This window comes from Pseudomonas sp. 15A4 (genome assembly GCF_016925575.1).
Classification (GTDB): Bacteria; Pseudomonadota; Gammaproteobacteria; order Pseudomonadales; family Pseudomonadaceae; genus Aquipseudomonas.
The window spans coordinates 827,936-842,200 of record NZ_CP068986.1; the positions used below are offsets into that span (position 1 = coordinate 827,936).

The following is a 14,265-nucleotide window of genomic DNA, read 5'->3' on the forward strand; positions in this document are numbered from 1 at the left end:
GAGACCAGTAGCATTCTTAAGCTCGACCTACAATATTGTCGGTGCTGACAATACGATCGTGCTACGTAAACCTGTACGAATAACTGATCGTCTTTCGGAAAATGGTGCAACTCATTGCGGATTTCGTTACTAAATTTGCCGTTTGATTGAGTGCGACAGCTTCGCTTGTGGATTATCACCAACCGCTTCGGATGCCCCATCTACAACCATTCGCTATTTGGCTTAGTAACATTACCCCGATCGGCCTTGTGATCGCTGGATCAGTCGGCATGAGTGAATGGAAGGTCTCGCATTTTTCTGAAAAAGCAAATCATTCAGGCTTAGCTCGGCACACCCCTACCAGACCTCTTTCCGCCATTTCTCAAACGGGCTCCCCTACCTCTCAGGTGTGTTACAGACCGATCGCGCTATTTTTCTTGAAAAATCTATTGAAAGTCTCGCATAGCGATACTATCATAAATGCACAGAATATGAGATAAATCACTAAAGAATTGCTTTGAGTGGGTGAAGTCTCAGAAACGAATGCTGGCGACAATACGCATAAGAGGAGCTATCTCATGCGCTCAGTACCTCTTGGATCGCAGCTCTTTGAGCCTAAATTGCTGAGCAAAATCAGTTGGTGGACTGCGCCACTCTTGCCGAGCGTTCCAGAGGCAGGTTGCCGTAGGTGTAGTCAAACATCGGTCTTAGCTCCGATCGCTCTGGCTCCAACCGCAGCGCAGATGCCGGCGTTGACTCATCTATTCTGGACCATAACTTCACCGATTTTCTGTAGAAAAATGGTAACCATTGCTCTGGGTACGATCAATTCGCTAAGCAATCTGAGCAGCTTGATTTGCCATTGCGTAATGAATTTCATTACTAAGATATCTAGATCCCGCCGAACTAGACTCCGCGCGATGTCGCGTGTCCTATTCGTTCCAGATATTGCTGCGTTCTTCGTCAGTTCCTCCATTTCACATATACACGAAAAAACACATTTATCGAATCTTCTTGAAGAAAGCCCACGGATGCCTGATTTCGCACGTGTAGCCATCAAATCATCACTGGAGTCCATTTTATGAAATTCTTAACGTTCGAAATAGGTGGCCAGCCCAACTTCGGTATTTCCATTGATGGTCGTAACTTGGTCAATCTGACTCAGGCGTGGAAGAAAATCTTTCCGCACACGCATGCTCCAGTTGATTTGTCCGAATTCTTCGCGAGCGGTGTCGAAGTCGAGAGCTTGCAACGGTGTCTATCTGAGCTCTCAGCAGAAGAGTTCTGCGTGATGATGGACGAGATCAAGATTCTAGCTCCGATTCCGCGCCCAACAAAAAACATCTTCTGTGTAGGCCGCAATTACCGAGAGCACATCATTGAAGGCAACCGCGCTGCGGGCAGGGATCCGAATGACTTCCCGAAAGCCGTCGAGTTTTTTAGCAAGCCGCCCACCACTGTCGTCGGGCATGATTTTGAAGTCAAAGCGCATGCTGAAGTAACAAACCTTCTTGACTATGAGATCGAGCTCGGGATCGTAATCGGTAAAAGCGGTAGCAATATCAAAGAAGCTGACGCGCTCGATTACGTCTTTGGCTTCACAGTCATCAACGACATCACCGGTCGCGACCTACAAAAACTTCACGGGCAGTGGTTCAAAGGTAAATCGCTTGATACTACCTGCCCAATCGGTCCCTATGTCACACACAAGTCGGCGATATCCGACCCACAAGACTTGGACCTGGAGTTGTATGTTAATGGTGATCTTCGCCAGAAGGCGAACACCTCCGACATGCTCTTCACAGTTGCCCAAATTATAGAGCAATTATCGGCGGGGTTGACTCTTGAGCCTGGTGACATGATTGCTACCGGAACACCAAGCGGCGTGGGCTTTGCTACGTCTCCCCCTGCCGTCTGGTTGCGGGCGATGAAGTTTTAGCTCGTATCTCTGGAATTGGCGATCTCATAAATCGAATTGTCAACTGACCTTCACAAAACCTATAAGGAGGGTGCCCAAAATGATTTATCGCTCTGCAGTATTCAGTCGAAAAGAGGGTCTGAGCAGTGAGGAGTTTCGTGCTCATTGGATCAATGTCCACGGCAAGCTTGCGAAAGATATGCCTCATTTGCATGCCTACAATCAGAATCATATCGTTGAGTGTCTTTATCAAACCGACGAGCCTCTGGATCATGCGATTGCCGGAATTTCCCAGCTTGCTTTCGATGATATTGGCGCGATGGAGCGCTCAGAAGTATCTTCTGAGTATTTAGCAGTTAAACGCGACATACCTAATTTCCAAGGCGCTATTACCATCTTGGTGTTGAGCCCCCTTGTCGTGATAGAGCCACCTGCAAAATTTTCGAAAACTCGGACCAAACTGTTCTGGCTATCAATTGCTAAGGGCGATATTCCAGGCACATCAATCCAGCAAGAGTGGTCACTCACCTCGCGCCCGGAATACGCAAAGGTAAGCGAGTTCAAGGGATTCATTCAGAACTTCGTTGTTGATCGCGCTCATCCGGTTTCTGCCGGCGTTCCGCAGGGCGTACTTCCCGTAGAAACGATTTCTGAAGCTTGGTTTGAAGATATCGATGCACTGAAAGCATGGGTTTCCTCCGACGTTGGACAGCGCTTCATTCATCATGACCCAATGCTCAAGACGATCGGGGTCTACGTCATCAAAGAACTGACAATTATCTAGCAACGATAATCGTCAACACCGTACTGCTACGCGGTGATAGTCATGACTATTAATTCATTTAAACTGGGAAAATTACTATGGCTAATTCTACTCCTCCAAATATTCACGCCTTCCAAGAGGGCCGTGTATTAGTCTTCGACTCAGCGACTTACGTTGAAGACCACTTGCGGTCGCATGAGGCACAGTCCGACGTCATTATCGCTGCATCCTACGCCGGTGTGCTGTGTGCTCGAATGGTTATGAAGGCCAAGCCACGCGCTGCCCTGGGCCTTGACTGTGGCATTGGCAAGGACGGTGCTGGCATAGGTGGCCTTTGGTACTACGAGGCGCTGGGCGTTGCTGCTGCGGCTGTCGATGTGATGACGGCAGAAATGGGTAACGGCGCCGACATGTACGAGAACGGTGTGATTTCGCGTGTAAATGATTGTGCGCAAAGGCTGGGCATCGAACCAGGCATGTCTGCGAAAGAGGCAGCCCACGCGATGTTAACGGGATCGCACAAACCCGAAGAGTTCGATCCTGCTCGTCGATTGGTAATCGAGACGGACGGCGAAACAGGGCGCAGCATTGTCTGCACCGACAGCATTGCCTTCGCCTTACCAGAAGACCGCGAGCGTAATGTTCTGTGTACTGCAGGTCATACGGGACGCAGTGTCATCGAGTACTTCCGCAGCTTCCGACCTTGGGCATTCATCTGCTCCGATGGCGGCATCGGCAAGAACGAATCAGGTATAAGCGCGCTGACCATTGTTGAAGCAGAGGGAATTCCTGGTGCCTCGGTCGACGCGAACACTGCGCGCATGGGTGACGGGATGAGCACCTATTTCGACGGAGTCATCAGCGCTGCAAACAAACTAGCGCAAGCCAAAGGCGTGCGAGTCGGACAGTCCGCTCGGGAAGCAGCTAAATACCTATTAGGTTAACCGAACCTGTCGCTGAATTAAAAGGAGGTCATCATGGCTACAACCCCGCAGATGCCTGGGCATGACGCTTTAGGCGCGTTGCAATCCCGTTTTGTAGCAGTGGACGAGCTGCCGTGGAAGCCGACGCCGACACCTGGTATTGACATGAAAGTTCTCATGGAAGAGCCCTCTACCGGTTTGCTAACGGCACTATTCCGCTGGCAGCCTGGTACAGAGCTTCCACTTCATGAGCATGTCGAGATCGAGCAAACCTATGTCCTCGAAGGAAGCATCGTGGATGAAGAAGGTGAGGTTCGAGCTGGCGAATATGTTTGGCGGCCGAAGGGCAATCAGCACATCGCACGCGCCCCGCACGGGGCGCTGGTAATTTCCTTTTTCCTCAAACCCAACCGCTTCCTGAAAGGCGAGTTGGCCGGGCAAGAGCTGAAGTAGGGCTGGGCAGTATGGAATCCCTGGAACGGCGACGTGCTTAATATCACTGAGCCGGTGTCGATTAGTCCGTATTGATGAGCATCTCCAAGGTCTAATAGCTACTCCTTACTTATCAGCCTACTGTGCAAATCTAGCTAATAACAGATAGAGGTCACTATGTCGTTTGTAGAAGAGCGGTGCTACATATTGCACACCGAATTCGGTGCGAAAGATTATTTTGAGATTTACGAACATGATGCACGTCAATTACAGCAGCGCATTTTGGGTGGATTTTTAGGCTACTACACTACCGAATTCGGTGAATTGAATGCGTTGGTGAGCCTCTGGAAATACTACTCGATCGAAGATCGTCAGGCTCGACGAGCGCAACTCGCTAGCGAGCCTGAGTGGCAAGCTTTCCTGGTAAAAGTGCGCCCGATGATCAGGACGATGAGCAATCGCCTTCTTTCCCCTGCCGCGTTTTCCGAACCTCAGGTTCTGGAATTTCAGTAAATCGAAGCCAATAGACTTGCCCCTAAAAACCAGACACCAATTCCTCGTTAAATTGATGCTGCTGCCAAGCACCTGAATTTTCTCGGCGATCGATATCTCAAGGCGCTGTTTGTAGTGGTCTAATGAAATCGGACACCCATTTAGGCGAGAATGCTCGCCACAGAAAGGTGTCTGATGACCAATCAAGGAGGGCATCGTTGACCACCATGATTCCGGCGTTCTGAATGGTATAGCGACAGAAGGATTGCTCGATGGGTGTCTGGCTCACCTCGAAGCCCACTCGGCCAGGGAACCATTGACGGTCTTTTTCAACCAGAGAGACAAGTACAGTCGACACCCCAAAATGCGTGGCAGCTATACGGCACAGACGGTCAAAATTCTCGTTATGAGCGGTTTCCAGCCATTGCAATGCATGAACAGCGGACAGGCGCTTCTGCTCGATTTCCAACGGATAGCTCATGACATATGCCTTGGGTGAGAATACGACAGCTATGATGTCGCATGGCCATCATTGCTATCGGCCGATTAAGACGTAAGGTCATTCATGTCGAGCGCTCGGCGAATGTTGATTCTGTAGGGAACCCATTCGGGTTAGCTGAGCGCTGCATTGCGCGAGTCACCGCATCCATGTTGAGCACACCTAACACCATGTGCCGTCCCCTGCTTGCGTCCAACATCAAGAAATGCACGTAACGGGGTTTACGGTAAATGCCTGCTTTTATCCGGCGGGTAACTTCGCTGGATCGCAGCAGGCTGCGGCTTCTTGGTGGCCGGCAACCCTGAAGCCTGTGAGCATCTATAGTCCACCGAACCGGCTGCTTTCGACCCATAGCGGACACTCACGGATGACAGCCCTTGGCCGACTGCGGCCCTTCTTGCACAGGGTCATGCAAACCTCCATCGACGGAGATATCAGAAAGACCTGCCCTGGCAAAGCAATAAATGCGTAAAACTAGGTTATTGGTGGACTTGGCCGAATCCCAAAGGATGTAGCTCAAAATAGAGGCAACCAAAGCTGCGCTGAAGCAAGCGGCGATCTTTGCCCGAGTATGTGTTCAGCTTGTCAGCCAACATCACTGAAAGCCCAACCTACAATTACCCCGACAATCAGTACCGCGAGCAATTTAATGCGATCACGAAGCTTACGCCGCTGCTTGTTAACGCGTTCCTGAGGGAGCTCGACGTGGTTGTCGAAGCCGGTGTGCAAGACCGCGTCGTTTTCCAGAATCAACGCGTAACGGTTTTGCGCTGCATAAATGCCCGCCAGCTTCTTTTCGCCGCTGTGTGCGGCATAGGGAGCATGTTCTTTATAGTCAGCCAGGCGCCGCAGGCCAGGATTGAATGAAAAACCCTGCCACTCGGGCTTGTGCGAGCCCAGCTTGTAGAAGGCGATGCCCTGCAAAACCTCCCGGGCATTGAGGAATAAGTAGGGGCTGTGCACCCGAAGATCATGGTTGTAGCTGCGCAGCCAGACTTGCAATGCCTGACGGTCGTTTTCCAGCAGAGTCATGGATTCTTCGACAAAACTTGGGCGGTAAAAATCCCAGTCGTCCTCGCAGTGGAACACCCATGACGTTTCGATCAGTGCATAAGCGGCATCCACCGAGCGCATTTGTCCGAGTTTCGGGTTGTTGATGATGAAGCGGGTGAATGGGCGCCAGTGCTCGGGGATGCAAGCTTCAACCTGGGCCTCCCCGGAGTCTTCGGTGATCAGCACGGTGCGAATCGGTGCGGAGTTGAACTGGTCAAACGTTTCAAGCGTGCGCGTCAGCAGATCGAACCGTCCGCAACTGGTGACCACCAGCGTTATATCGCTACTTTCGCTAAACTGCATCATGTGTACTCAATAATTGAAATTTCAAAAGCGATTACAGCCCCAACCGAGACATCAAGCGAATCCGGTTCAGGGTATGGCAATACTCTTCTACGGCGGGCAAGCCAAAGGCGAGCGGTGCGCGTGTCATCGCGTCTGCCTCCGGTAAGCATGAGAGGCTGCTTTGCGACTCGCGGCTCTATGTGAACTCTAAGGTTCGTTTGGTCGGGTTGCTCGCCCTGCTTGCCTCCGATCGCTAGCCATCTGCGCGCCGTCCGGCAGGACGGTTTGTCCCTCCTTCCGTACGCGTGATTCTGAGCTCCGTGACTGCAATGCCCAGAATGATTAGCGCCGCCCCTGCGAGTCTTTCAGGGGGTAAACGATCTCCAGCGAGAAAATAACCAAAAGCCCCACTAAACACAGGTTCGCAAATAAGTATCAGGGCGACCTTTTCAGGGGAAAGCACAGCCTGAGCTCGATTTTGAATGGCGTAAGCCAAGGCAGTAGCGAACAGCGCTAGCGAAAGGATGGTAACTGTCGTAGGGAGCGCCCTGGGAATAGAAAACTGGTTACCAGCCAAGCTCCATATCAAAGAAAGCGAGCCAACCAGCCCTAGCTGGATTGAAGTTGATGCCATGGAATTGGCAGGTGTTGCGAACGTTGAGACAATAACGATGTGTAATGCGAAGCATGCAGCACACCCCAAAATCAATAGATCACCGTAGTGCAGCGCGAATCCGTCAAGGCTCAGTAAAGCGAGCCCAAATACGGCAATCACTGTTCCTGCTGCCTGTTTAGGACTTGGGCGTCCTCTTCCTATGAGATAAACAAACAATGGAGTGAAAACTGTGCACAAGCCGGTGATGAACCCGGCATTGGAGGGGTTGTGAGGGCTGTCCCTGAGGTCTGCAATGAGAACGCAGCAAAGAGGACTATTCCAGCAAATACTGCACTCACCCAGTCACGCGGTTTCAGATGTCGAAATGAGCGGATTGAAAATGGAAGAAGCGCTAGAGCCGCTAAGGTGAACATCCATGCGTTCAGCGTGGATGGAGCCATGATTGCCAACGTTTCGTGCTTAGCTACAAAGCTCCAGCCCCAGACAGCGGTGACCAGTAAAAGCGCGATAGACCATAGGGTTCGGTATGGCATAGCTGTCCCCAAGGAAGACATTTATACCGAATGCCTTACCAAGAACGTTATGTCAGCGGTACCCAGAGAGACCTACGATAATTTAGTTAGAAAGCATTGGCAACCATGAACGCCATGACTGGCGAGCTAACTCGGAGCCTAAAATCTCTACGAAGGGGATCAACAAGCATCGCCTTGCCAATGAGCATTTGCAGATCCTTTTTGTAGACTTACCGTTCACACGTTACCGAGGCGTAGCGAGATCCCCCGCCTATCCTTTCAAGCGTATTTGCCTGAGCAGTGCGAGGTGATTTCGGCAGACGCTTACGGTGCGTAGACATCCATATAGCTTGTAGCGAAGTGGTATAGAACAAGTGAAGGCGCCGAGTACGCCGGTGAGGAAGATGCTCGCTGGATATTTCTTCTACAAGGATTGAGTGCTACTTCTACGCTGGGCGCTTATGGAGTGGGAAAGTCTCAATGCGAGAGAATCTCCGCCCCCTCCAGCGCGGCAGCAGGGTAATCTAGGGAGATGAAAGGTGATCGCCACCTGAGCCCCGAGATGACGACCACCTGCCAGGCCCAGCGCTATTTGTATGATGCGAACTTGGCGCTGCAGAGGACGAGGATCAGTAACGCAGAGGTGAACAGCAAAGAGAAGCTTAGGGACGTAGCATGAGCGATAAATCCAATTGCAGCCGGGCCCATCAGTATGCCTAGGTAGCCGATCGCATTGATGATTGCCAGAGCTTGAGCGACGGGCATAACAGTCTGATGCCCGGCCTTGGAGCAAAATATCGGAACGAGATTCGAGATCCCTAATCCGACGAGTACGAACCCCAAAACCGAAACTATCCAATGGTCGATGCCCACCGCCAACGCCATGCCTCCCATCGCCAATACACTTCCTGCCAGTAGCACTGCTCGCGATCCGAGCTTGCTTACGATCCAATCGCCTGACAGTCTCCCTACTGCCATGGTCACGGAAAACGCGGCGTAACCGATGCCCGCAATATTAGGCTCCATGTCCCGATTCGAAGTGAGATAGACGGCACTCCAATCGAGCATTGAACCTTCAACCAGAAAAGCGATGAAGCACAGCGCCCCCAGCAGCAACACCAGCTTGGTTGGCTTCTTTTGGCCGGCGCTCCCTCCAGCTCCGCGAACGGGAGCATGTGACGACCAAAAGACAAGAGCGCCGCGCCCAATCCAAGAGCCAAAATAACGATTGACTGGACGGGATTGAGGCCAAGCCAAAGCAGCAAGCTTATCGTGCCCGCGCTGAAAATATTTCCGACGCTGAACAGCCCATGAAAGCCAGACATCATCTGCTTGCCGTGGTGGCGCTCAACAAGCGAGCCTTGAAGGTTCATGTTTACATCGGCTGTAGCGATGGCGGCCCCAAACAGAAGCAGAAAAGCCAAGAGCATCCAATATGAAGTGGCTGTTGCCAGGCCAACCAAGCCAATAGCGGTAAAAGCGCTTACAAGATAGACAGTACTTCTGCAGCCAACTCGGTTTGCTAAACGGGCCACAAACGGCATCATGCACATTGCTCCCGTCCCAAGGCCCAGAAGCAGCAGACCAAGTTCCGCCTCACCTATCTGCGCCCTTTCCTTAGCAAATGGAACCAAAGGTGCCCATGCGCCCATGCCACATCCGGCCAGGAAGAATGCATATCTGGAAGCAGGTAGCGTATTAGAGGTAAAAAAGCTTGTTCCGTACTATTCATCTAATAAAGCCTGTTGTTAGCAAACGCACACCGTGCCTGTAACATATGTCGCAGACCGATAATAAGAATTTTGCTGACGCATCCGATCTTGAGAGCTATGCCCATTTCTCAGGGATGTAGCGCTCGACAGTGAAGACGCCCGGTGAGTAGCCGAATTTTTCTCCGGAATCTTAGCCGATACGAGTCAGCGCGCAGCCTCCCTGTGCCAAGAGAGATCACCTGTCCCCACGACCAGTAGCATTGATGGGTTCTGACCTAGCAAGGTCTTCATCTTGCGCTGTGGCGTTGAACTGAGCGCATAGTGCCTTCGTCTTCTACCTCAAACTAATAAGAGATTCGTCGAAATTTGCGTCATACAAAAAACCATCAACAACACCGGTCAATTTGTTCATCCGAAAATTTCCTATGCAGCAGCTATTAGGCTCGGTCTCATGCTGAGCACTAGAAACCGTACAGATGTACGGTTTCTATCCTACTGTGAGCGCTAATCAAGGTCAATGAAATCGTACAGTTGTACGATTTTACGTCCTATGCTAATGTCAGCTGGCTGAGATAGGAGCATGCATGACGAACGAGAAACGGAAGACTTGGCGGCAAGACCCTCATCGTAGGGAGCATATCCTCAACGCAACCCTAGACTGCATCGAGCTGCACGGGGTTGCATGCACAACGTACCGAAAAATTTCCGAACTGTCGGGCGTGCCTCTCGGTTCACTTACACACTATTTTCCGAGCATGCAGGAGCTGCTGCTAGAGGCATTTCAGCTGTTGGCTCAATGCGTATCTACTCGATTTGCAGCAGCAATTCGAAAAGCAAAGACTAAAGAAGACGCTTGCCATGCGATAGTGGATGTAATCTTTGAAAGATCCACATTCGGCACTAGAACGATCCAACTGACTTGCGAACTCTATATTTTTGCGGGCCGTAACCCTGTCATGAAGAATGTTATGAGAGACTGGATGCTCGAAATCAGAGTTTCACTCGAACTCTATTTCTCCCCTTTGTCAGCAGTCGCGCTAGACGCTTTGATTGAAGGAATCATCCTTCATCGATCAGTAATCCCCATTGCTCGTGAAGACGCTTATAAAATGATAGTTAGGCTATCCGAGTTGTAACATTTAGTGGTGGTGGACGGAAAAAGAAGGCGTTATCTAGCCCGGATATCTATGCCTATACGGAATAGGGTAGCTGTAGTCACATCGGTCTTCAATGATGAGACGAACATGATGGCCTCCGGGTGCCATGCCTATACATGGGCACCTGCTGAGACCGATGGTATTTCAATCAGAACGGAAACCAAGTCGAATGGCCGCTTTTGGCCGAAAGCAGCCGGTCGCACCTGACCGCTTGCGACCCTCTGCGGTCGGTAGAAATCGACACAGAAATGACATTGGTTATGCCGGGAATAATGTCGTTACTGCCTATCGAACTGGCAGGCTCTCTAGAAGCTATTTGCCTAAAGGTCATAAAATTAGTCCGGTTTTTGCCCTTGGAGCTCAATGGCATACCGGATAAAGGCTGCACTCAGATGCATGGCTAGCTCTGCATCCATCTCATCAGATTTTGGCTTTTCAGTACCGCCGTGCCTAACCCCAGGTTCGGCGTTAGCATATGCGTAAAACTTTTCCATCACAGTTACGAGCATCGGCGGAACTGATCCGTCCTTTTTCATCCGATTTAGTACGTCACCAAGTGTGGCAGTTTTGTTGTAAAGAACCTTTCCTACGCTCTCGAAAGCGCTCACCGATTCTTTAATCGAGTTCTCGTAGTCCTTGTGAGTTCCCAACACATATCGCTTGGCTTTTCTAAAATGCTCCCGTGCCGCGTCAAACTGATCGAATTTCTTTTCGATGGCATCAAGGCGGTCTGCTAAATCCTTGGGAAGAGCTGATTCGAGCTGGCTCCTGCTATTCAACCGCCAGCTAACTTGGTGTTTGGCAAAGATTTCGTTAACCTTTACGCGGTACGCGTCGAAGGTGTATGCGGAAAAGTCGATAAACCCAGGTGCGCCAAGATAGAAGGGTTCCACCGACATCAGTTCATCGCCAACGACCTCCACACAGTCGTAAAACTGATACCACTCACAGTGTTTTATTGTATAAGCGAGGCCGTCGTTGCATGTCCAAGAATCCCAATCTTGGTCGTCCATTTGACGCCGGGTTTCAATGCATAGACGCTCGTTAAGTTTCTTAATGCCTAAGGGCAGTTTGTCTTTATTTTTTACCCGGCTGTCCAGATCAACGTAGGTGAGTTTGGAGAGCACGGTGATGAAAAACTCGTCTCGCAGCCACATGGGAGCATCTTCAACGATAGGTCCTTGTAGACGATTTGGATCGAAATTGTTTCGGTGAGAAAATTTCAAAAGCTCGCTCCGTGTGGACTGCGCAGGCCAAGGGCCGTCCTGCTTCGAAGCTTAACACTTGAATTTAAGGGCGTATGCGGCGCGCTGAAGATGTCAGGTAGCGAACCAAACAGGGATCAGCCGCCAACTCAAGAGCTTAGTGCAGGTTTACGATCTCGGCCTAGTGCCAAGGGCTGCATCGGGGCGAAAGCTGCCCGCCACAGGGTGAACTGCAGGCGAAGTTTTAGGGGAGCGCTGGGCCTTGCTTACCTTTAAATAGGGGTATGTTTTCGAACGTATCAATCCGGTTCCCCTAGAAATACCCTGTGCTATCCCAAATGCCTATTGAGGAAGTGAAGGTGGAGAATGAAAGAAGGATTGAGAGATGGAACGCTCAATGGATGATCGTTGCCGGGCGAGCGGTTTGCACCAGCTGCATGGAAAGCCAAGCGCCGGAAGACTGCGAAAGCCCCTTTCTCCACGCTCCTACCTGTCCAGCCAGCGACGTGAAGGGCCATCATCCGTGGGCAGCGCTGCACGACATTCTCGACAGTGCGCGGGGGTGAGCTGCCGCTTAGGTCTCGGTCTCTTCTACTAATACTTCACCTTGTAGGTCGGAGAGTCCTCGGGCCTGTTCTCACGCCTATCGTAGATCTTGGTTGTGCTGATATTGGCATGACCCAGCCAGGCCTGGACCTTGGCGATGTCGGCCTCGTGCTCCAGGGCGTTGGTGGCTGCTGTTGCCCTGAGTCCATGAACGCCCAGGCCGTCGACCTCAATCCCGGCCTTTTTTGCCCAGGCCGTCACCACGGCATAGATGCCGTTGGCCGTGATGCCGGCACCGGTCAGCTTGCCGCGCAGCGGGATGAACAGCGGCACCTTCCTGTCGGCCAGATGATGCCCCGAGCTTTCGAGGTAAAGATGGATGCGGCCGGCTGCTACCGGGTGCAACGGCAGGTACCGAACCTTGCCCCCTTTACCGTGCACCTTCAGGTGCTGGATTCCACGGCGGTCCTGGATGTCGCTCACCTGCAGCAGCGCCGCTTCTTCGCGGCGCAGTCCGTGATAGAGAAGAACAGCCAATAGCGCCCGGTCGCGCTGTCCTTTAAGCGTCGTTTCATCCGGCTCATCGAGCAGTGTTTTCGCCTGGTGATCGCCCAGTGCCGGGGTCTTGCCTTCGTTGCTTTCAATCTTCGGTCGTTTCACCCCATGCACGGGGTTGCCGCCGGCGATTGCATTGCTCTCCAGGAGGTGATCAAAGAGGCTGGCCAGCGCGGCCAATTTGCGGCGGATCGTCGCTCCCGCCAAACCGCGATGCTCGAGCTGGGCCCGCCAGGCCAGAACGTGTGATCGGGTCACCACGCGAAACTCATCCGCCGAGGCCAAGCCGACGAAACCGCAGAAGTCTTCCAGGTCATTCTGGTAGGCACGGCGGGTTCGAGGGTTGTCCAGGTTGGCAAACCACTCGACTGCAGCGGGTACTCGGGCCAAATCCTGAAATTCGATCGCCGTCAGCCTGCGCTGATCGTTCTGGGCGGTTTTCGTCATTTCCTGCATATCTATCTCTCTGTTGGCACCGCTGCGATCACTGATGATCATTCCAGTCACCAAAGCAACGCTCTAAGCGATCAGCGTACGAAAATCGGATAAACGGCAATAATTGGTGATAACCTATTTTATCGCCAGTCACAGTCGTTTCCGGGGTCCCTTTAGGGGCTCCAGTGGCAGACCTCCGCAAAATCAGCGCTTGGCTGATGGCAGAACATCTGAAGCGCTGGTTTCAAACCATGCCCCGGGAAAGGAGCATCATGGGGTTCCCCAAAATTGACGGTATGTGATCAGGAGCATTTACGCGGCCGTCATGGCGGGACAAAGAACAAACAGGCGAAGTGTGGGACGTCCACTGGAATATCGTATATGGCGTACGCAGATCTTTGGGCTGCACTGCACGGCATCTTTGACGATGCGCAAGCGTAGTCCTTGACCGATTACCCCTGCGTTGAAGGGACTTTGCTTGGCTTACATTTGCCCTCCCCGCCACAGACGAGGAGGATGGAAGCTTAGATAAATATGGCAGATCATGTTCACTGAGGTTTCCTTCATGCCTATCACGACTGCTATTTTTGACGCCTTCGGCACATTGCTCCAGATTAAGGAAGGCACCCGCCCTTATCGCAAAATATTCCAGCTTGGCATTGAGCAAGGCCGGCGACCTGAAGCCACTGACGCGGAGGTCTTGATGTCCGCGCCAATGGACCTTAGGGAAGCTGCCGATTTTTTTGGCATCCGGGTCGAGCCCTCCGTAATGGACCAGCTGGAGGCCGGACTTCATGAAGAGCTGGCTAGCATTGAGGCCTACCCAGATGGCCTTGCTGCGGTGACAGCCCTACAGGCCACAGGGATAAAGGTAGTTGTATGCTCAAATCTAGCGAAACCTTATGCGTCGGCGATCAAGAGGCTTTATCCGACCCTTGACGGTTACGCTTTCAGCTTCGCGATCGGGGCCATCAAGCCTTCAAAGAAAATCTATAACCGCGCTACGCAGCTAGTGCGCGCATTACCTCACGAAGCGTGGATGGTTGGGGACTCGAAGCGATGTGATTGTGATGGTCCGACAGCACTCGGTATTCGTGGCTTCTACCTAAATAGGCAAGGAGACGGGGGATATAGGACGCTACACACTTTTGCGGACGAACTCCTGCGGAGCCGTGATTAACTT

13 protein-coding genes are annotated in these 14,265 nt (G+C 51.9%); 7 read left to right on the forward strand and 6 right to left on the reverse strand.

What is annotated here, in order from left to right; all coding sequences use genetic code 11:
• Positions 1-1,060: 1,060 nt before the first annotated feature.
• From JN403_RS03670 to JN403_RS03690, 5 genes are all read left to right on the forward strand, one after another.
• The gene (locus JN403_RS03670; RefSeq protein ID WP_205485406.1) at positions 1,061-1,918 is read left to right on the forward strand and encodes a fumarylacetoacetate hydrolase family protein; all 858 of its coding nucleotides are present in this window, start codon (positions 1,061-1,063) and stop codon (positions 1,916-1,918) included.
• 79 nt (positions 1,919-1,997) lie between these two features.
• Positions 1,998-2,681: an EthD family reductase gene (locus JN403_RS03675; RefSeq protein ID WP_205485408.1), complete on the forward strand. Its 684-nt coding sequence runs from the start codon at positions 1,998-2,000 to the stop codon at positions 2,679-2,681.
• 77 nt (positions 2,682-2,758) lie between these two features.
• Positions 2,759-3,604 carry a hypothetical protein gene (locus tag JN403_RS03680; RefSeq protein ID WP_205485410.1) on the forward strand — a complete coding sequence of 282 codons (846 nt, stop codon included), beginning with the start codon at positions 2,759-2,761 and terminating at the stop codon, positions 3,602-3,604.
• A gap of 33 nt (positions 3,605-3,637) precedes the next feature.
• Positions 3,638-4,036: a cupin domain-containing protein gene (locus JN403_RS03685; protein WP_240356803.1), complete on the forward strand. Its 399-nt coding sequence runs from the start codon at positions 3,638-3,640 to the stop codon at positions 4,034-4,036.
• 156 nt (positions 4,037-4,192) lie between these two features.
• Positions 4,193-4,528, forward strand: a complete 336-nt coding sequence (locus JN403_RS03690) for an NIPSNAP family protein (protein ID WP_205485412.1) — start codon at positions 4,193-4,195, stop codon at positions 4,526-4,528.
• Between the two features lie 97 nt (positions 4,529-4,625).
• On the opposite strand, the gene JN403_RS03695 is transcribed toward JN403_RS03690, so the two are convergent.
• The 4 genes from JN403_RS03695 to JN403_RS25255 form a co-directional block, all read right to left on the reverse strand.
• Complete coding sequence (locus JN403_RS03695; protein WP_240356804.1) at positions 4,626-4,988, reverse strand: hypothetical protein; 363 nt, start codon at positions 4,986-4,988, stop codon at positions 4,626-4,628.
• Between the two features lie 603 nt (positions 4,989-5,591).
• Positions 5,592-6,365, reverse strand: a complete 774-nt coding sequence (locus tag JN403_RS03700) for a hypothetical protein (RefSeq protein ID WP_101270437.1) — start codon at positions 6,363-6,365, stop codon at positions 5,592-5,594.
• A 232-nt stretch (positions 6,366-6,597) separates the two neighbouring features.
• Positions 6,598-7,119: a DMT family transporter gene (locus JN403_RS03705; RefSeq protein ID WP_205485414.1), complete on the reverse strand. Its 522-nt coding sequence runs from the start codon at positions 7,117-7,119 to the stop codon at positions 6,598-6,600.
• Positions 7,120-8,452: 1,333 nt separating this feature from the next.
• The gene (locus JN403_RS25255) at positions 8,453-9,124 is read right to left on the reverse strand and encodes an MFS transporter (RefSeq protein WP_240356805.1); all 672 of its coding nucleotides are present in this window, start codon (positions 9,122-9,124) and stop codon (positions 8,453-8,455) included.
• Between the two features lie 644 nt (positions 9,125-9,768).
• Here JN403_RS25255 and JN403_RS03720 point away from each other — a divergent pair.
• Entirely contained in the window at positions 9,769-10,320 is a 552-nt protein-coding gene (locus JN403_RS03720) for a TetR family transcriptional regulator (RefSeq protein WP_101270432.1), read from the forward strand.
• 356 nt (positions 10,321-10,676) lie between these two features.
• Here JN403_RS03720 and JN403_RS03725 read toward each other — a convergent pair whose 3' ends face one another.
• Positions 10,677-11,567 (reverse strand): hypothetical protein, encoded by an 891-nt coding sequence (locus tag JN403_RS03725; protein WP_205485418.1) that lies wholly within the window; start codon positions 11,565-11,567, stop codon positions 10,677-10,679.
• A 573-nt stretch (positions 11,568-12,140) separates the two neighbouring features.
• Positions 12,141-13,103 (reverse strand): tyrosine-type recombinase/integrase, encoded by a 963-nt coding sequence (locus JN403_RS03730; protein WP_205487224.1) that lies wholly within the window; start codon positions 13,101-13,103, stop codon positions 12,141-12,143.
• A 544-nt stretch (positions 13,104-13,647) separates the two neighbouring features.
• Here JN403_RS03730 and JN403_RS03735 point away from each other — a divergent pair.
• Positions 13,648-14,262, forward strand: coding sequence for an HAD family hydrolase (locus tag JN403_RS03735; RefSeq protein ID WP_205485419.1), 615 nt, complete (start codon positions 13,648-13,650; stop codon positions 14,260-14,262).
• Positions 14,263-14,265 lie beyond the last annotated feature (3 nt).

Bases quoted from the DNA above. Each gene is read 5' to 3' on its own strand.
- JN403_RS03670 (WP_205485406.1), top strand. From the start codon at position 1,061: ATGAAATTCTTAACGTTCGAAATAGGTGGCCAGCCCAACTTCGGTATT.
- JN403_RS03675 (WP_205485408.1), top strand. From the start codon at position 1,998: ATGATTTATCGCTCTGCAGTATTCAGTCGAAAAGAGGGTCTGAGCAGT.
- JN403_RS03680 (WP_205485410.1), top strand. From the start codon at position 2,759: ATGGCTAATTCTACTCCTCCAAATATTCACGCCTTCCAAGAGGGCCGT.
- JN403_RS03685 (WP_240356803.1), top strand. From the start codon at position 3,638: ATGGCTACAACCCCGCAGATGCCTGGGCATGACGCTTTAGGCGCGTTG.
- JN403_RS03690 (WP_205485412.1), top strand. From the start codon at position 4,193: ATGTCGTTTGTAGAAGAGCGGTGCTACATATTGCACACCGAATTCGGT.
- JN403_RS03695 (WP_240356804.1), bottom strand. From the start codon at position 4,988: ATGAGCTATCCGTTGGAAATCGAGCAGAAGCGCCTGTCCGCTGTTCAT.
- JN403_RS03700 (WP_101270437.1), bottom strand. From the start codon at position 6,365: ATGATGCAGTTTAGCGAAAGTAGCGATATAACGCTGGTGGTCACCAGT.
- JN403_RS25255 (WP_240356805.1), bottom strand. From the start codon at position 9,124: ATGGGCGCATGGGCACCTTTGGTTCCATTTGCTAAGGAAAGGGCGCAG.
- JN403_RS03720 (WP_101270432.1), top strand. From the start codon at position 9,769: ATGACGAACGAGAAACGGAAGACTTGGCGGCAAGACCCTCATCGTAGG.
- JN403_RS03730 (WP_205487224.1), bottom strand. From the start codon at position 13,103: ATGCAGGAAATGACGAAAACCGCCCAGAACGATCAGCGCAGGCTGACG.
- JN403_RS03735 (WP_205485419.1), top strand. From the start codon at position 13,648: ATGCCTATCACGACTGCTATTTTTGACGCCTTCGGCACATTGCTCCAG.